General features: G+C 69.2%; 13 protein-coding genes. 3 read left to right on the plus strand and 10 right to left on the minus strand.

The annotated features are described in order from the left end of the window. Positions 1-22 precede the first annotated feature (22 nt). Entirely contained in the window at positions 23-433 is a 411-nt protein-coding gene (locus JS278_RS06125; RefSeq protein WP_114044407.1) for a hypothetical protein, read from the minus strand. 102 nt (positions 434-535) lie between these two features. On the opposite strand from JS278_RS06125, the gene JS278_RS06130 reads away from it, so the two are divergent. Next, on the plus strand, positions 536-3,859 hold the full coding sequence (locus JS278_RS06130) for a S41 family peptidase (protein ID WP_114044408.1): 3,324 nt from the start codon (positions 536-538) through the stop codon (positions 3,857-3,859). Between the two features lie 61 nt (positions 3,860-3,920). Then, on the plus strand, positions 3,921-4,493 hold the full coding sequence (locus JS278_RS06135; RefSeq protein ID WP_114044409.1) for a P-loop NTPase family protein: 573 nt from the start codon (positions 3,921-3,923) through the stop codon (positions 4,491-4,493). On the opposite strand, the gene valS is transcribed toward JS278_RS06135, so the two are convergent. From valS to zwf, 5 genes are all read right to left on the minus strand, one after another. Continuing rightward, positions 4,494-7,103, minus strand: a complete 2,610-nt coding sequence (valS, locus tag JS278_RS06140) for a valine--tRNA ligase (RefSeq protein WP_114044410.1) — start codon at positions 7,101-7,103, stop codon at positions 4,494-4,496. A gap of 61 nt (positions 7,104-7,164) precedes the next feature. Beyond that, positions 7,165-7,959 carry a DsbA family protein gene (locus tag JS278_RS06145; RefSeq protein ID WP_114044411.1) on the minus strand — a complete coding sequence of 265 codons (795 nt, stop codon included), beginning with the start codon at positions 7,957-7,959 and terminating at the stop codon, positions 7,165-7,167. Between the two features lie 66 nt (positions 7,960-8,025). Next, a complete protein-coding gene (gene pgl, locus JS278_RS06150; protein WP_114044412.1) occupies positions 8,026-8,760 on the minus strand; it encodes a 6-phosphogluconolactonase in 735 nt (244 codons plus the stop codon). Further along, a complete protein-coding gene (locus JS278_RS06155; protein ID WP_245935218.1) occupies positions 8,757-9,767 on the minus strand; it encodes a glucose-6-phosphate dehydrogenase assembly protein OpcA in 1,011 nt (336 codons plus the stop codon). The genes pgl and JS278_RS06155 overlap by 4 nt, the downstream gene beginning before the upstream one ends. Before the next feature lie 23 nt (positions 9,768-9,790). After that, positions 9,791-11,197: a glucose-6-phosphate dehydrogenase gene (gene zwf, locus JS278_RS06160; RefSeq protein ID WP_245935283.1), complete on the minus strand. Its 1,407-nt coding sequence runs from the start codon at positions 11,195-11,197 to the stop codon at positions 9,791-9,793. A 386-nt stretch (positions 11,198-11,583) separates the two neighbouring features. Between zwf and JS278_RS06165 the strand changes: the two genes are divergently transcribed. Next, complete coding sequence (locus JS278_RS06165) at positions 11,584-12,552, plus strand: heme o synthase (RefSeq protein ID WP_245935219.1); 969 nt, start codon at positions 11,584-11,586, stop codon at positions 12,550-12,552. 8 nt (positions 12,553-12,560) lie between these two features. On the opposite strand, the gene JS278_RS06170 is transcribed toward JS278_RS06165, so the two are convergent. From JS278_RS06170 to JS278_RS06185, 4 genes are read right to left on the minus strand one after another with little or no spacing between them, the layout of a single operon-like run. After that, the gene (locus tag JS278_RS06170; RefSeq protein WP_114044414.1) at positions 12,561-13,454 is read right to left on the minus strand and encodes a COX15/CtaA family protein; all 894 of its coding nucleotides are present in this window, start codon (positions 13,452-13,454) and stop codon (positions 12,561-12,563) included. Then, positions 13,442-14,206, minus strand: a complete 765-nt coding sequence (locus JS278_RS06175; protein ID WP_114044415.1) for an ABC transporter permease — start codon at positions 14,204-14,206, stop codon at positions 13,442-13,444. Before JS278_RS06175 ends, JS278_RS06170 begins: the two co-directional genes overlap by 13 nt. A 4-nt stretch (positions 14,207-14,210) precedes the next feature. Beyond that, the gene (locus JS278_RS06180; RefSeq protein ID WP_114044416.1) at positions 14,211-14,936 is read right to left on the minus strand and encodes an ABC transporter ATP-binding protein; all 726 of its coding nucleotides are present in this window, start codon (positions 14,934-14,936) and stop codon (positions 14,211-14,213) included. A 60-nt stretch (positions 14,937-14,996) separates the two neighbouring features. Beyond that, the gene (locus JS278_RS06185; protein WP_425451495.1) at positions 14,997-17,582 is read right to left on the minus strand and encodes a sodium-translocating pyrophosphatase; all 2,586 of its coding nucleotides are present in this window, start codon (positions 17,580-17,582) and stop codon (positions 14,997-14,999) included. Between the last annotated feature and the right edge of the window lie 163 nt (positions 17,583-17,745).

Consider the following 17,745-nt stretch of genomic DNA (forward strand, 5'->3'; position numbering starts at 1 on the left):
CCGGTCCGTTCAGCAGTTCCGTTCAGGCGGTGGCGTCGATCACCGTGCCCAAGAGAGTCTCCGAGCGCTTCCTGACCTCCTTGATCGCGATCCTGCGGTCCCGGCCCTTTTGCATCTTCACCAGTGCGAGCCTCGAGCGGATCTCATCGGAGGCCGAGAGCCACCGGCGGGCGTCGGGATGATCGGATCCCTTCGCGAACTCGACGACGGCGTCGAGAGTCGCCTCGGCATGACCCAGCGGGGTACGGGTGTCGACGCCGTGGCGAGCCTTCGTCCAGGTGTCGCGAACCGCCTTGGCGGCGCGGTCGTCCTTGTTGATGAGCGACCACAGGTCTCGTGCCACCGGCAGCCCCGCTGCCACCGCGGCGGTGATCAACCTGACCCTCGCACCGGGAGAGGACTTCGACGTGGACGCTGCCGATGACTTGGCCATGGAGACTCCTCCTGATCGAGCTGGTAGTCGCTCCCATCGTTGCAGGTCGATCAACCCTGTGCGGAGGCGGAGGCGTCTGCGACGAGGGATAGCCTGAACCTCATGGCTTCTGGTTACCTGCGCTACCCCGACGTTCACGGCGATCTTGTGGTCTTCTGCGCCGACGACGACCTGTGGCTGGCCCCCCTCGAGGGTGGGCGGGCCTCCCGGATCACCACCGACCAGGTTCCGGTGCGCAACCCCAGATTCTCACCCTCGGGCGCCAGGCTCGCCTGGACCTCCACCGCGGCCCGCCGGCCCGAGGCCTTCATGCTCGACCTGACGACTGGACGCACCCGCCGCCTCACCTGGCTCGGCTCGGCGAATACCCAGGTGGTGGGATGGGCCGACGAGGACCACGTCGTCGTGGCCTCCCCCTACCAGCGCAACGACACGGCGTTGAGCTGGCTGTACACCGTCGGCGTCGAGGGCCGGATCGAAGAACTGGGATACGGGCCCGGGATGGATCTGGCCGTCTCACCGGACGGGGCGGTGGCCACCGTCACCCCGAACTCCGGCGACTGCTCGCGCTGGAAGCGCTACCGGGGCGGTACGGCCGGCCAGATCTGGCTGCGCCCCGCAGGGGCCGACACGGCCCTCAGGGTCCTGCGTGACGGCCACGACGACCATGACGGCCGCTACGCCGCGGCCGGTCGGTACTCGGTGGGATGGATCGGCGGACGCCTCATCTTCACCTCCGACATGGGCGCGGCCGTCGTCGCCGGGCAACGGACCGAGAGCCCCGGCGAGCAGGCCCAGCTCTGGTCGGTCGACGGCCGGGGCTCCGACCTGCGGTGTCACACCCGCCACGACCTGGCCCACGGCTACGTCCGCGATCCCCGCACGGACGGTGAGACCATCGTCTACCACGCCCGCGGCCGGCTGTACGCCATGGCCGGCCTGGACGCCGAGCCCGTCGAGATCCCGGTGGAACTGGGCATCGATGCCCCCGCGCCGGTGTGGGTCGAGCCCACCGACCGTCTGGAACGCATCGTCGCCGACCACGGCGGTGACGGCTCCCTGGTGGAGTGGCGGGGCGCCGCCTACTACCTCACCCACCGATCCGGCCCGGCCCGGGCCCTGTCGGCGGAGCAGGGGGTGCGGATACGCGAGCCGCGGTCACTGGGAGAGACGGGCAAGGGCGTGTGGGCCAGCGACCACGACGGCGAGGACTGCCTGGAGATCGCGCCACTGGACGGCACAGGCCCGATCCGGCGGATCGCGGCCGGGCGGCTCGGCCGAGTGTTGTGGCTGGCCCCCGACCCCGAGGGGAGGCGGGTCGCGGCGGTGAGCCATGACGGCCGGATCCTGATCGTCGACGTCGACTCCGAGACGGTGCGCACCGCCGGCCTGTCGCGCTACGGCGAGGCCACCGGGCTGGCCTGGTCGCCCGACGGCCGTTACCTGGCGTGGCGCTCGCCGATGCCCACCGATCCCGAGATGAGGGGGCAGATCGTCGCGGTCGACCTGTCCGAGGGCGCCGAGTCGGTAGCGCTCACCAGGGGCGCCTACGACGACTCCGATCCGGTGTTCACCGCCGACGGCAAGTATCTGGTGATGCTGTCGGCGCGCACCTTCGACCCGAGCTACGACGGCCAGACCTTCGACCTCACCTTCGCCCACACCATCCGGCCATGGTTGGTGCCGCTGGCCGCCGACGAGCCGTCCCCCTTCGGCCCCAGCCCCGAGGGGTGGCGGATCAGCGAGGTGCAGGAGGCTCGTGGCAAGGACGGTGCGGGGGAGAAGCCGGACTCCTCCGAGGAGAATGAGAAGATCACGTGCAGGCTCGACGCCGAGGGCTTCGAGGAGCGGATGGTGCCCTTCCCGGTGGCCTCGGGGGACTACCGGGGGCTGGCCGCCGTCAAGGACGGGCTGGTGTGGATCGAGACCGCCGACCGCGGCGGCGAACTCGGCTCGACCCGCGCCGCGGTGGCCGATGAAGCCCCGGCCGACACCCTGTGGCATTTCGGGCTGGCGGCCCGCAAGGCCGAGCAGATCGCCGAGGCCGTCGACTCCTACTCAGTCTCGGGTGACGGCGAGCGGCTGGTGATACGCCATCGCGACGAGATCACCGTCATCCCCTCCGAGCACAAGACGGAGCCCGACGACCCGGCCCGCGTGACCGTCGACCTGTCGCGGCTGCGCCGGCGCATCGAGCCGCGCGCCGAATGGCGCCAGATGTTCGAGGAGAACGGCCGGCTGATGGCCTCCCACTACTGGCGCGAGGACATGAACGGCACCGACTGGCAGGCGGTGCTGGACTCCTACCGGCCCACCCTGGACAGGCTGTTGAGCGTCGACGATCTCTATGACGTGCTGTGGGAGACGGTCGCCGAGCTCAACACCTCCCACTCCTATGTGATGCCGGCCGGAGCCGTCGGAGACCCGTCCCATCGGGCGGGCCGGCTCGGCGCCGATCTGGGGCCCTCCACCGACCGGGGGGCGACAGTGCTGCGGGTCGTGCCGGGCGAGTCCTCGGATCCGCGGGCCTGGTCCCCGCTGCGGGCGGCCGGGGTGGCGGTGCGCGACGGCGACACCATCGTCGCGGTCGACGGCCAGCAGGTGGCTCCCGCTCTCACCGTCGAAGAGCTGCTGGAGGGTTCGGCCGGACGCACCGTGGAACTGACGGTGCGACCCACCGGCGCGGTGTCGGACTCGAAGCAGGGCCCGGAAGCGGCGCTGCGCCGGGTGGCGGTGGTCCCGATGACCGACGAGGCGGTGCTGCGGTACCACGACTGGGTCGCATCGCGGCGCCACTACGTCGATGAGCATTCCGGCGGCAGGATCGGATATCTCCATGTGCCCGACATGGTCGCCGACGGCTGGGCCGAGCTGCACCGCCAGATCGCCGAGGCGACCCGCCACGAGGCAGTCATCGCCGACGTGCGGTTCAACCACGGCGGGCACACCTCCCAGCTGGTCATCGAGAGGCTCGCCCGGCGAGTGATCGGTTGGGACTTCGCCCGCTGGAACGCCGAGCCCACCAGCTATCCGCAGAATGCCGTGCGAGGGCCGATCGTGCTGGTGACCAACCAGTGGGCGGGTTCGGACGGAGACATCGTCTCGGCCGCCACCCAGGCCCTGGGCTTCGCACCGGTGGTGGGGGAGCGGTCCTGGGGAGGGGTGATCGGCATCGACGGGCGCTTCGATCTGGTCGACGGCACCGGCGTCACCCAGCCCCGTTACGCCGGCTGGTACGGCGGCTACGGCTGGGGGGTGGAGAATCACGGCGTCGACCCCGACATCGAGGTGACGGTGACCCCCGAGGACTGGGAGTCCGATCGCGACGTCCAGCTCGACGCCGCGATCACCGAGTGCCTGCGCCGTCTCGACGAGCACCCGGCAGCGGTGCCGCCGCAGTTCCCGCCGCCGGCCTTCGGTCGATGAGCAGCCAGTCGGGGTGAGGAGCCTGGGCGCACGGTGACACCATTCTTCGCGAAGTGACACGATGGGCGCCGTGCCGATCGCCACAGCAGAAGACCTCACGCACGCCACCAGGGTTCTCATCCACGGCGCCACCGGAGCCGGGAAGTCCACCGCGGCAGCCCGGATCGGGCAGATCCTCGATCTGCCGGTGCATCTGGCCGACGAGGAGATCGGCTTCCTGCCCGCATCGCAGGCCGTCTGGACGAACAGGCCGCCCGAGGAGATGCGCCGCATCGCCGCGCGCGTCGCGTCCGGCGACCGCTGGATCCTGGATTCCTCCTACGGGGCATTCCGCGACGAGATCCTGCCCCGCGCCGAGGTGATCATCGGCCTGGACTACCCGCGCTGGCTGTCATTGGCCCGGCTGCTCCGGCGCACCGCGACCAGGGTGCGCGACGGTCGGCTGATCTGCAACGGGAACCGGGAGACCCTGCGCCAGCAGTTCGGCCGAGATTCCATCATCGTGTGGCACTTCAGCTCCTTCGCCCGCAAGAGGCGCACCATGCGCGGCTGGGCGCAGGATCCGGCGGGCCCGCCCACCATCCTGGTGAGCGGGCCCGCGGAGCTGGAGCAGCTGATCGCCGCGATCAGCTGATCACTTCTTCTTCGCCGGGGGTTCCCCGAGCTCGGCCTCCACCGACAGGTCCGCCTCACCCTCGCGGTAGGTCAGGTCCCCGGTGATCCGGGCCACATTGCGCAGGTCGGACTCCACGGCCCGTAGATGCTCGATCACAGGCCCCCCGGCGGTGACGGTGGCCGAGACGATCGGGGTGCGCATCGGCATCTTGTGGGTCGACTTCACTCCGCGCAGTTCCACCAGAGCGGCAGACACGTCGTCCAGCAGCTCGGTGTCGCCGGCCTTCGGCAGTTCCTCGGCCAGCGGCCACATGGTGGTGTGCACCGAACCGATCTGCCACCAGCTCCACACCTCCTCGGTGACGAAGGGCAGGAAGGGGGCGAAGAGCCGGAGCAGGGTGTCCAGAGCCAGCCGCAGCGCCGTGCGGGCACTGGTGGCCCCGGCGGCGTCGGCTCCCTCGGAGTCGTAGGCGCGCTCCTTGACCAGCTCCAGATAGTCATCGCAGAAGGTCCAGAAGAACTGCTCGGCGGCCTCCAGGGCTGCCGTGTAGTTGAACTCCTCGAAGGCCTTCGAGGCCTCCACCACCACCTCGTGCAGCCCGGCCAGCATCGCCAGATCGACGGGGGCGATGACATCGGTCACCTCACCGCCGCTGCCGAAACCGAGCACGAACTTCGAGGCATTGAGGATCTTCATCGCCAGACGACGGCCCACCTTCATCTGGGCCTTGTCGAAGGGGGAGTCCATGCCGGGACGGGCCATCGCGGCCCGCCAGCGCACGGCATCGGCCCCGAACTGGTCGATGATCTCGGTGGGCACCACCGTGTTGCCCTTGGACTTGCTCATCTTCTTGCGGTCGGGGTCGGTGACGAACCCGGAGATGGCCGCCCGCCTCCACGGCAGGACGCCGTTCTCCAGATGGGCCCGCACGATCCGGGAGAACACCCAGGTGCGGATGATGTCGTGGGCCTCGGGGGCGAAGTCCATCGGGAAGGTCTTGGCGAACAGGTCGGCGTCGCGCTCCCAGCCGGTGACGATCTGCGGGGTCAGCGAGGATGTGGCCCAGGTGTCCATCACATCCGGATCGGCCATGAACCCGCCGGCCTGCCCGCGCTGGGACTCCTCGAAGCCCTGGGGTGCCTGGGATGCGGGGTCGACCGGAAGCTGCTCCTCGGCGGGCACGATCGGGTGGTCGTAATCGGGCTCGCCGTCGGCGTCCAGCGGATACCAGACGGGGAAGGGGACGCCGAAGAAGCGCTGGCGGGAGATGAGCCAGTCGCCGTTGAGGCCCTCCACCCAGTTCTCGTAGCGGTGGCGCATGTGCTCGGGCACCCACTCGAGCTCGCGGCCGCGCTCCAGCAGGCGGTCGCGCAGCTTCTCGTCGCGCCCGCCGTTGGCGATGTACCACTGGCGGGTGCCGATGATCTCCAGGGGCTTGTCGCCCTTCTCGTAGAAGTTGGCCTTGCGCTCGGTGGGCTTCGGATCGCCCTCCATCTCGCCGGAGGCCTGCAGGGCCTCGACGACGAGTTTGCGGGCCGTGAACACCGTCCTGCCGGCGATGGTCTCGAAGGCATTCTTGTTGACGATCCACTCGGGGGTCTCGGCCAGGATCCGGCCGTCGCGCCCGATCACTGTGCGGGTGGGCAGCGACAGCTCGCGCCACCAGGCGACGTCGGTGAGGTCGCCGAAGGTGCAGCACATGGCGATGCCGGCGCCCTTGTCCATCTCGGCCGCCGGGTGGGCCAGCACCGGGATCTCCACGCCGTAGAGCGGGGTGGTGACGGTGGTGCCGAAGAGGTCCTTGTAGCGGTCGTCGTCGGGATGGGCGATGAGGGCGCAGCAGGCGGCCAGCAGCTCGGGGCGGGTGGTCTCGATGAAGACGTCGCCCTGACCGTCGGTGCGGTGGAAGCCGAGCCGGTGGTAGGAGCCTGGATAGTCACGCGCCTCCAGCTCGGCCTGGGCGACGGCGGTCTGGAAGGTGACGTCCCACAGGGTGGGGGCGTCACTCATGTAGGCCTCGCCGCGCGACAGGTTGCGCAGGAAGGCCAGCTGGGCGATTCGCTGGGACTCCGGGGAAATGGTGCTGTAGAGCTGATTCCAGTCCACAGAGAGCCCGACCGAGCGCCACAGGTCCTGGAAGGCCTGCTCGTCGACCCGGGTGAGGGTGACGCACAGCTCCACGAAGTTGCGCCGGCTGATGGAGACCTGATGCTTCGGGTCGGGCTTGGCCGGGGGCTGGAAGTCCGGGTCGTAGGGCAGCGTCGGGTCGCAGCGCACCCCGTAGAAGTTCTGCACCCTGCGCTCGGTGGGCAGGCCGTTGTCGTCCCAGCCCATCGGGTAGAACACCTTCTTGCCGCGCATCCGCTGGTAGCGGGCGACGATGTCGGTGTGGGTGTAGGAGAACACGTGGCCGGGATGCAGGTGGCCGGAGACGGTCGGCGGAGGGGTGTCGATCGAGAACACCGCTTCGCGCGAGTCCACCTGGGAGACGTTGAAGGCGTAGAGCTGCTCGTCCTCCCAGACCTTTCCCCACTTCGCCTCCAGGCCCTCCAGAGCCGGTTTCTCGGGGACGACGCCGCGCGCCACGGGGGGCTCGTCGGCGGTGGGGTGCAGATCTTCAGAGGTCATGTCTCGTCATTCTAGGAGAGCGCTCGCGCGCACGCGAAACGACGCCCGCCCAGGGCCTGCGTCACTGGCCGGCGGCCGCCTTGATGGAGGCGAGCAGGGTCTCGGCCGTGGGCGAGGAGATGTTCTGCCAGTCGGTGTACTTCTTGCCGTTGACGGTGAAGAACGGGGTCGACAGATTGGGATCCAGACTCGTCCCGTGTTCCAGGCCCTTCTTGGCAGCATTCTTGACGAAATCCGAGGTGGCCTTGTCGTCGTAGTACTTCTGGAACTTGGTGAGCTTGTCGCCGGTGATGCCGGCCTCCTTCGGGAAGGTCACCCGCAGCTGCTCGTCGGTGTAGCCGGTGCCCTCCTGAGCGGGCTGGTTCTTGTAGATGACGTCGTGGTAGGCCTCGAGCTCGCCCACCATGTCGGCGCTGGCCGCAGCCATCGCGGCCTTGTAGGAGGAGTCGTTGCGCATGTTGTCGTCGAGGAAGGTGAGGGTGCGGTACTGCAGCTTGATGTCCCCACTCCTGGCCAGCGACCGGATGGAGGGGCCGTAGGTGTCCTCGGCCGACTTGCAGCCCGGGCACTGGTAGTCCTCGTACAGAGTCAGAGTCGGCACGCCCTTCTTGGCGGTCGAGGAATTGACGGTGTAGGTGCCGGAGTCCTTGTCGGCGCTGGGCGGGGTCACCTGGGCGCCGGTGGCCGAGTCGGATCCGCTGCGGTGAGTCACCGCGACGACGATCGCGACGACGGCGACCACCACCACGACGACGCCGGCGATGACGGCGATCAGCTTCTTGCGCTTGGCGGCCCTGATCTCGGCCTCCTGCTGGGCGCGCAGCGCCTCTCGCCGGGACTGCTTCGACTGACTCATCTGATCCTCTTCAGCTCGGTTTCGTCTCGGGGTCATGCTACCCATGGGGTCACGGCGCGCGGCCTTTCACAGGACGCAGTTGTAGCGGGGAAGGCCCGCCGAGGCGTCCGGGTCCGTCATCCAGCAGGTCTCCTCGGTGCCGTGGACCAGTGTGGCGGGCAGCGTGCGGTCGCCCGCGAAGACCCTCTGCACGGCGTCGGCCTTCTCGGCGCCGCTGACCAGGAACCACACCCGCCTGGACCGGTTGATGACCGGAAGGGTCACCGAGATCCGTTCGGGCGGCGGCTTCGGGGCCTCGGTGATGCCGACCGCGATCTGGCTGGTGTCGGGCACGAAGGAGGGGTGGCCGGGGAACAGGGAGGCGACGTGGCCGTCGGGGCCCATCCCCAGCAGGCAGATGTCGAAGATCGTGTCGCCGATCTCCTGGGCATAGGAGTAGGCGGCCTCGTCGGGATCGGCCTTGCCGTCGGCGGCGGGCATCACGTGGGTGTTGGCCGGGTCGAGGTGGAAGGCCTTGGACAGCTGGAGCAGGGACTGCAGGGAGTTGCGGTCGGGGTCCCCGGCGGGTACGAAGCGGTCGTCCCCCCACCAGACGTGCAGCTGGGAGGGATCCACCTGGTCGCCCTCGGGGGCCGCGGCCAGGGCGGAGTAGATCCGATTGGCGATCCGGCCGCCGGTCAGGCACAGGTCCACCCGTGGCCGCCGGCCCTGAAGGCGGACGATCTCATGGGCAAGACGGTGTGCGACCCCCTCGGCGAGGTCGTCGCCGGACTGGTAGCGCATCACGCGGGGCGCGGTCATCGGGCGGGCTCCTCCGGCTTGGAGGCGGCGTCGCCGGAGGTGTCCTCGGCGTCGTCCTTCGGCGACGTCTTCCCGGCACGGGAGGGATGGTGACCGGGCCTTCCCTGGCCAAGGCCCCGCGCCAAGGCCTCCATCGCCTCGCCCTGCACCGGGTCGGGGTCGAGGCGGCGCAGCTCCTCGGCCATCGCCTCGGCGATGCTGCGGCGCTCCAGGGCGACTCCTCGGGCGGGTTCCCCGGGGATGCGGTAGACGGCGGACCGGCCGTCGGTGCGGCGGATCTCGATATCGCCGGCGGCGGTCGTCAGCGACAGCGAGACGATCCCACCGGGGCCCTCGGCGTCGCGGCGCTCAACCGGGACGCCCAGCCGCTCGGCCAGCCAGGCGGTGAGCAGGGAGGTCGGCCCGTTGTGCGGGTCGGCCTCCACCCGTGCGGAGTGCACCAGGCCGGGATGCTGGTCCAGGGCGGCGGCGGCCAGGGCGCGCCACCTGGTGATTCTCGCCCAGCACAGGTCGGAGTCGCCGGCAGACATGTGTTCGGCCCGGCGCCGCAGCGCCGCGCACGGGTCGGGGGCCGAGGCAGAGTCGGAGATCCTTCGGGTGGCGAACCGCCCGATGAGGTCGTCGGCCATGTCGTCGGGGGCGTTGTGGGGCCACCAGGCGATGACCGGGGAGTCGGGCAGCAGCAGCGGCAGGACGACCGAGTCGGGGTGAGCGGCGATCTCGCCGGACATCCGCAGCACGATGACGTCGCCGGGAGTGGTCTCCCCGGCCTGGATCTCGGCGTCGAGCTTGCTGGAGCGTCCCCGTGTGTGGACGACCATCAGGACCCGGGCGGGGTGCTCGCGGGCGGCCTCCACGGCGTCGGACAGGACCGAGTCGTAGTGCGCCGAGTCGCAGATGGTGATGAGGGTGTGGACCAGCGCCGAGCTGCCCCCGACGCCGCGATGGGCCTCGATGAGGGCCGAGACGATCTTTCCGGCGGTGGTGTCGTTGAGGGTGACGATCATGAGGGAGTTCCTTCCTGCCGGAATCAGGGCCGGCGCCACTCGAAGCCGTCCCGGGCCAACATCTCGCGACCGGAGGCCGGGCCCCAGGTGCCCGACGGATAGCCCTCGGGGGGGATGGGGGAGTCCGCCCAGTGGTCGAGGACGGGGTCCAGGATCTTCCAGGCCAGCTCGACCTCCTCATGCTGGGGGAAGAGCGGGGGATCGCCGAGCAGGACGTCGAGGATGAGACGCTCATAGGCCTCCGGGCTGGACTCGGTGAAGGAGGACCCGTAGCCGAAGTCCATGGTGACGTCGCGCACCGAGTTCTGGGTGCCCGGCACCTTCGCGCCGAAGCGCAGCGTGACCCCTTCATTCGGCTGGATCCGCAGCACCAGGGCGTTGGAGCCCAGCGACTGGGTGTCGTGGAAGGGCAGGTGCGGGGCGCGCCGGAAGTTCAGCGCCACCTCGGTGACGCGCCGGGGCATCCGCTTGGCGGTGCGCAGGTAGAAGGGGACGCCGGCCCAGCGGCGGTTGTCGACGCCGAGCCTGATCGCGGCGTAGGTCTCGGTGGTGGAGTCGGGGGCGACGCCGTCCTCCTCGAGATAGCCGGGCGCCCGCTCGCCGCCCTGCCAGCCGGCCGTGTACTGGCCGCGGGCGGTGTGGGCGTCCAGGTCATCGGGCAGGGTGAGCGCCGCGAGGACCTTCTTCTTCTCGGTGCGCAGCTCCTCGGCCTCGAACTTGGTGGGCTCCTCCATCGCGGTGAGCGCGAGCAACTGCAGCAGATGGTTCTGGATGACGTCGCGGGCGGCACCGATGCCGTCGTAGTAGCCGGCGCGCCCGGCGATGCCGATGTCCTCGGCCATCGTGATCTGCACGTGGGAGACGTAGTTGCGGTTCCAGATGGGCTCGAAGATCTGATTGGCGAATCTCAGCGCCATGACGTTCTGGACGGTCTCCTTGCCCAGGTAGTGGTCGATCCGGAAGACCGCGTCGGGGGAGAAGGCCTCCGAGAGCATCGCGTCGAGCTGGCGGGCGCTCTCCAGATTGTGGCCGAAGGGCTTCTCGATGACGACTCGGTTCCAGTGCCGGGAGTCCTGGACGGCCATGCCGTGGCCCTTGAGCTGGGCGATGACCTTCTCGAAGGATTTCGGGGGGATCGAGAGGTAGAAGGCGTGATTGCCGCCGGTGCCCCGTTCCTCGTCGAGATCGCGGATGGTGTCGGCGAGACGGTCGAAGGCGGCGCCGTCGTCGAACTCGCCGCGCACGAAGCGGATGCCCTCCAGCAGCTGCTGCCAGACTTCTTCGCGGAAGGGGGTGCGGGCGTGCTCGGCGACGGCGTCATGCACCACCTTGGCGAAATCCTCGTCCTCCCAGTCGCGACGGGCGAAACCGACCAGGCCGAAACCCGGGGGCAGCAGTCCGCGGTTGGCGAGGTCGTAGACGGCCGGCATGAGCTTCTTGCGGGACAGGTCGCCGGTGACGCCGAAGAGCACCAGGACGCAGGGTCCGGCCACTCGGGGCAGACGCCGGTCGAGGGGATCACGCAGGGGATTGCGGCCGCGCTGCTGGCGTCGGGCCGGACCTGTGTCGAGCATGCTCACGCGTTGTCCTTCCAGTATTCGGGCCCGGGGCCGGTCATGCACTCACGGGGTGCCGGGGTCGACGTCCCTAGGCTAGTCGGCCAGCGCAGGAGGGCGCTTCGCCTTCCGCGATAGGCTCGCCGATCGGATAGCCGGGATGGGGCCGGATGCCTAGACTCGGGCCCAACGCTGAGAGTCTGCTGCGGGGTAGCCCTGCGCCGGCACGACGGCGGGCCCCCAGGCATGTGAAGGACACCGTGACCCACGACACCACGAGTTCGATGAGAGCACCGAAGACGCTGAGCACCGATGCCGCGGCGTCCGGGCCGGCCTCGATGACGACCTTCAAGGCCCGCTTCGACGCCTATCTGGCGCTCACCAAGCCCCGGGTGATCGAGCTGCTGCTCGTCTCGACTCTTCCGGTGATGTTCCTGGCCTCCCGGGGCCTGCCGGACTGGCGGCTGGCCCTGGCGACCCTGATCGGCGGATATCTGGCCGCCGGCAGCGCCAACACCTTCAACTGCGTCATCGACGCCGACATCGACGAGAAGATGCGACGCACCCGGCGCCGCCCGCTGCCGCGCCACACCGTGGCGCCGCGCAACGCCCTGGTCTTCGGAATCCTCATCGGGGTGGCGGCCACCCTGATCCTGGGACTCGGGGCTAACTGGCTGTCTGCCGGCCTGGCTCTGGCGGCGAATCTGTTCTATGTCTTCATCTACTCCCTGCTGCTCAAGCGGCGGACCTGGCAGAACACCATCTGGGGCGGGATCGCAGGCTGCTTCCCCCCTCTGATCGGCTGGACGGCGGTGACCGGCCGGGTGGGCTGGGAGCCGCTGGTGCTCTTCCTGCTGGTCTTCTTCTGGACCCCGCCGCACACCTGGGCGCTGGGTCTGCGCTACAGGGAGGACTACGCGGCCGGGGGAGTGCCGATGCTGCCGGTGGTGCGCGACGCCCCGGCGGTGGCCACCCAGATCCTCGTCTACACGGTGGTGGCCGTGCTCACCTCGCTGGTGCTGTGGCCGGTGGCGCAGATGAACTGGCTCTACCCGGCGGTGTGCGTGGTGGCCGGGGCGATCTTCATGTGGGAGGCGGTGCAGCTGCTGCGCCGCGCCCGGGCCGGCCTGCGCGACGCCCAGCTCAAGCCGATGCGGCTGTTCCACTGGTCGAACACCTACCTGTCGCTGGTCTTCCTGGCGGTGGCCATCGACCCCCTGCTTCCCTGAGCCTGGAACTACCGGCTGAGGTCCGGTGTCCTCAGGGGCCTCACGCTGGACCACAGGGCCCCCACCGCCATGGATGCCGCAGCGACGCCGACCATGTGGAGGGCCACCAGCCAGGGGTCGAGGTGGGCGAAGTACTGGGCGTATCCCACGGCTCCCTGGGCGAACTCGACGATGAGCAGGATCAGGGCCCAGCGCCGCAGCGGGCCCGCCTTGTGCATCACCCCCAGCAGCAGGCAGATGACGGTCAGCCCGATGGTCAGCCACACCGAGATGCCGTGCAGCCGGGCGACCGTCTCGATGGCGAAGCCGGTGCGGTGGGCCCCGGAGTCACCGGCGTTGGGCCCCGATCCGGTGACCACCGTCCCGAGCCACATCACGATCGCCATGAGGGCCACGGTGCCGCGCACCGCACCCATCGTCATGGAGTCCACCTCGGCGCTGGGACGGCGCCCCACCAGCCAGACGATCTTGACGGCGACCAGGATGATCGCCACCGACAGCAACAGGTGCAGGGCCACCACGAAGGGGTTGAGATCGCTGAGTACGGTGAGCCCGCCGACCACCGCCTGCAGCGGTATCGAGACCAGCACCACCCAGGCCAGGGAGCGCACCCGCCCGGAGGCCCTCGTGAGGGTGGCGGTGATCACCAGCATCACCGAGAGAATGACGAGGACGAAGGTGAGCAGCCGATTGCCGAACTCGATCACCGAGTGGATGCCCATCGAGGAGTGGGGCACGAAGGAGCCCGCGGCGCAGTGCGGCCAGGTGGGGCAGCCGAGTCCCGACCCGGTGAGCCGCACCACGGCGCCGGTCACCACCAGGATCATGTTGCCCGCCAGGGTGGCCATCGACCACCGGTACAGGGCGGTGCGGCTGGAGACCGCGGAACTCAGGACACCCATTTGAACACTTTCCGCGCGAGGAGGGCCATGGCGGCGGCCCACAGAACCAGGCTCAGCACCGGCCACCACAGCGTCTGCCCACCGCCCCAGGCCCTCAGGGACTCCCCCAGGGCCGTGGTGGGAAGGACGGCGACGATCGGCCGTACAGCGTCGGGGTAGTCGCGTAGCGGCCAGACGACGGCCCCGGCGGCCAGCCCGACCAGGTAGAGCAGATTCGCCAGGCCCAGGGTCGCCTCGGCCCGCAGCGAGCCCGCCAAGGACAGGGCGAAGAGCGAGAAGGCCGCCATCGCCAGCAGCACCGACGCCAGCATCGGCAACCAGGCCAGAGCCGATCCGACCGGGCGCCAGCCCAGGATCAGGGCGACGACCGCCAGCAGGATCACCTGGGCCAGGGAGATGAGGGAGTAGGCCAGCGCCTTGCCGGCCAGCAGGCCGCCGCGTCCCAGCGGTGTGGCGCACAACCGTTCCAGGACGCCGTAGCGTCGTTCGAACCCGGTCATGATGGCCTGCGATGTGAAGCACGTCGACCAGATCGCCAGGGCGAGCACCGAGGGGGCGAGCATCGACATCGGCAGGTCGACGCGATCCCCGAGGAACCGCCCGCCGACCAGGATCGCGATCGGGATCACCAGGGCCAGCACGATCTGCTCGCCGTTGCGCATCACCAGTTTCGCCTCGGTGAGCCCGTGGTTGCGGATCCGCGTGGCCGCCGGGGCGGCGTGCGGGGCCGGATGAAGATCAAGTGCGGTCATGATCTCAGCCTCGTTCTCCCGTGTCGCTGGTGTGTGCCAGGAAGACCGCCTCGAGATCCGCCTCGGCGGTGAGCGCGGCGACGCTCCCGGAGATGGCGACCTTCCCCCGGTCGACGATCCAGATGTGATCGGCCAGCCGGGCGGCCTCGTCCATGGCATGGGTGGTGAGCACCACCGACACCCCGTCGTGACGCAGCTGTTCGACGACGTCCCAGGTGTGGTGGCGGGCGTGCGGGTCCATCCCGGCGGTGGGCTCGTCGAGGAAGACGAGCCGGGGGCGTCCGATGAGCGCTGCGGCCAGGTTGACACTCTGCTGCTGGCCGCCCGACAGGCGACGGTAGGTCGTCCGGGCGAAGGGACGGATCCCCAGCGCCTCGATGAGCGTCCCGGGGTCTATAGGGTCGGCGTGCAGCCCCGCCATGTAATGCAGCAGCTCGCCGGCCCGGATGCCGCTCCACGCTCCGGCGCTCTGCGGCATGAGCCCAGTGGCCTCGGCGGCCTCGGGAGAGCCGGGAGAGTGCCCCATGACGCTGACCGATCCGGAGTCGGGGCGGACGAGTCCGGTGCAGCAGCGCATCATGGTGGTCTTGCCGGCGCCGTTGGGTCCCAGGACGGCCGTCACCTCGCCGTGGTTCGCGGTGAGGGTGAGACCGTCCAGGGCTGTGACGGCACCGAATGAGACATGCAGATCCTCGATGACGAGGGGTTCGGCTTCGGGCACGAGCGACAGTGTACGGCCCGCCCTGTGAACAGGACGGGCCGTGCCTTGCGTTGTGTCCGCGGGGGCCGCTCAGGCGGTGCCCGCCCGGTGCGTGGCCCGCGCCACTGCCTCGGGTGAGGTGGGTGATGACGGGCTGTCCGGGGAGTCCGGCGATGCCGCAGGGGCGGGAATCGACGGCAGTCCGGCGGCCGCGGCGGCCGGGGCTGTGAGGTCCTGGTCCGGATCCTCGAGTCCGTCGGAGTCTCCGGAGTGGATGCGCATGCCGTAGAAGGAGCGGTACACGAAGTAGGCGGCCACCACGAAGAACACCGCGGCCATGATGTGGGTCACCACACCGGTTCCGATGGACACCGCCAGCTCCACGGCCAGCAGGCCGAACAGGGTGGTGAACTTGATCACCGGGTTCAGGGCCACCGAAGAGGTGTCCTTGAACGGGTCGCCCACCGTGTCGCCGACCACCGAGGCGTCGTGCAGGGGGGTACCGCCGGCATCCAGGTCCACCTCGACGATCTTCTTGGCGTTGTCCCAGGCGCCGCCGGCGTTCGCCATGAAGATGGCCTGGTAGAGCCCGAAGACGGCGATCGAGATGAGGTAGCCGACGAAGAAGTAGGGATCGAGGAAGGCGAAGGCCAGGGCGAAGAAGAAGATCCCCAGGAAGATGTTGAGCATGCCCTTCTGGGCGTACTCGGTGCAGATCTGCACCACCTTCTTGGAGTCCTCGATCGACGCCTTGGTGGCTTCGTCGCTGAGCTCGATGTTGGACTTGATGAACTCGACGGCCCGGTAGGCGCCGGTCGTGACGGCCTGCATGGAGGCTCCGGAGAACCAGTAGATGATGGCCCCTCCGGTGATCAGGCCCAGCAGGAAGGGGGCATGGGTCAGGCCGAGCTTGGTCACCTCGGCGGTCTCCGCCAGGCCGTTGGTCAGGGCCATGATGATCGAGAAGATCATCGTGGTGGCGCCGACCACGGCGGTGCCGATGAGCACCGGTTTCGCGGTGGCCTTGAAGGTGTTGCCGGCACCGTCCTGCTCCTCCAGGAAGTGCTTGGCCACGGCCCAGTCCGGGGTGAAGCCGAAGTCCTTCTCGATCTCCTCGGAGATGCCGTCGATCTCCTCGATGGTGGACAGTTCGTAGACGCTCTGGGCGTTGTCGGTGACCGGACCGTAGGAGTCCACAGCGATGGTGACCGCACCCATCCCGAGGAAGCCGAAGGCCACCAGGCCGAAGGCGAAGACCGCCCACTTGACGCTCGACATCGCACCCATGTCGCCCAGTCCGGTGCTGGAGACCAGGAAGGCGCCCCCCATCAGGGCCACGATCACGATGCCCAGCCAGAACCCGGAGAAGTTGCCGGCGACCAGACCCGAGAGGATGTCCAGGGACGCGCCGCCCTCCTTGGCGCTGGTGACCACCTCGCGGACGTGCCGCGACTTGGTGGAGGTGAAGGCCTTGACGAGTTCGGGGATCAGCGCCCCGGCAAGAGTTCCGCAGGAGATGATGACCGACAGCTTCCACCACATGCCGTCACCCATGTCGCCGAGCATCCACCAGGTGGTGATGACGGTGAGCAGGATCGACATCACCGAGGTGATCCACACCAGGGAGCTCAGCGGCTTCTCGAAGTCGAAGGCCTTGGCGTTGCCGAAGCGCGCCTTGGCGAGGGCGGTGTTGATGAGGTAGGAGACGAACGAGGCGATGAGCATCACGACGCGCACCACGAAGATCCACACCAGCAGCTTGACCTGCTCGGAGGAGTTCGGGATGGCCAGGGTGAGGAAGGTGATGAGGGCGACGCCGGTGACGCCGTAGGTCTCGAAGCCGTCCGCCGACGGGCCGACCGAGTCGCCGGCGTTGTCACCGGTGCAGTCGGCGATGACGCCGGGGTTGCGGGCGTCGTCCTCCTTGATGTGGAAGGCGATCTTCATGAGGTCCGCGCCGACGTCGGCGATCTTGGTGAAGATGCCGCCGGCGATCCGCAGGCAGGCGGCGCCCAGGGACTCGCCGATCGCGAAGCCGATGAAGCAGGGGCCGGCGACGTCGCCGGGCAGGATCAGCATGATGAACAGCATCATGAACAGCTCGACCGAGATGAGCACCATGCCGACGCTCATGCCGGAGCGCATCGGGATGTCGAAGCACTCGTAGGGCCTGCCGCGCAGCGAGGCGTGGGCGGTCCGGGAGTTGGCGAAGGTGTTGACCCGGATGCCGTACCAGGCGACCCCGAAGGAGCCGGCCATGCCGACCAGGCTGAACAGCAGGATGATGAGCACCTTCGCGCCCATGTGCTGCAGGAACTGGAAGTAGATGAGGATGATCGCCGCGATGAAGACCCACAGCACCATGAGGAACTTGCCCTGCTGCTTGAGGTAGGTCTTGCAGGTCTCGTAGATGGTCTCCGAGACCTCCTTCATGGAGCTGTGCACCGGCAGCTTGTGGAGCTTGGAGTAGCTCAGCAGCCCGAATCCCAGACCGAGCAGACAGACGACCAGGCCGATCCACAACAGGGTGGTGCCGGAGATCCCCCCCACCATCTCGTCGAGGGGCGGCAGCTTGATGTTGGCCTCTCCGCCCACATCATGGCCGCCGGCCGATCCGGAGCCGCCGCACCCGGCCAGTCCGAGCAGGGCCGTTCCGCCGAGGGCGGCCCAGAGCATGCGGCGGGCCGACGGGCGCGTCCCGATGGGGACGCCTGTCGTGTCTTGCCTGACATTCACGATTTGTTCTCTTCCTCGAGCACTCTCGTTCAGGGGCCTCCCGGAACACCGTCGTGGTGACCGGCACGTCGTCGTGGGATCCGAGACCCGTGAGGGTCACGCT

It is taken from the genome of Acidipropionibacterium virtanenii (assembly GCF_003325455.1).
GTDB lineage: Bacteria > Actinomycetota > Actinomycetes > Propionibacteriales > Propionibacteriaceae > Acidipropionibacterium > Acidipropionibacterium virtanenii.

What these genes read in the sequence shown, in the direction of transcription:
- JS278_RS06125 (WP_114044407.1), bottom strand. Translation starts at nt 433, where the DNA reads ATGGCCAAGTCATCGGCAGCGTCCACGTCGAAGTCCTCTCCCGGTGCG.
- JS278_RS06130 (WP_114044408.1), top strand. Translation starts at nt 536, where the DNA reads ATGGCTTCTGGTTACCTGCGCTACCCCGACGTTCACGGCGATCTTGTG.
- JS278_RS06135 (WP_114044409.1), top strand. Translation starts at nt 3,921, where the DNA reads ATGGGCGCCGTGCCGATCGCCACAGCAGAAGACCTCACGCACGCCACC.
- valS (WP_114044410.1), bottom strand. Translation starts at nt 7,103, where the DNA reads ATGACCTCTGAAGATCTGCACCCCACCGCCGACGAGCCCCCCGTGGCG.
- JS278_RS06145 (WP_114044411.1), bottom strand. Translation starts at nt 7,959, where the DNA reads ATGAGTCAGTCGAAGCAGTCCCGGCGAGAGGCGCTGCGCGCCCAGCAG.
- pgl (WP_114044412.1), bottom strand. Translation starts at nt 8,760, where the DNA reads ATGACCGCGCCCCGCGTGATGCGCTACCAGTCCGGCGACGACCTCGCC.
- JS278_RS06155 (WP_245935218.1), bottom strand. Translation starts at nt 9,767, where the DNA reads ATGATCGTCACCCTCAACGACACCACCGCCGGAAAGATCGTCTCGGCC.
- zwf (WP_245935283.1), bottom strand. Translation starts at nt 11,197, where the DNA reads ATGCCGGCCGTCTACGACCTCGCCAACCGCGGACTGCTGCCCCCGGGT.
- JS278_RS06170 (WP_114044414.1), bottom strand. Translation starts at nt 13,454, where the DNA reads ATGGGTGTCCTGAGTTCCGCGGTCTCCAGCCGCACCGCCCTGTACCGG.
- JS278_RS06175 (WP_114044415.1), bottom strand. Translation starts at nt 14,206, where the DNA reads ATGACCGCACTTGATCTTCATCCGGCCCCGCACGCCGCCCCGGCGGCC.
- JS278_RS06185 (WP_425451495.1), bottom strand. Translation starts at nt 17,582, where the DNA reads ATGCTCTGGGCCGCCCTCGGCGGAACGGCCCTGCTCGGACTGGCCGGG.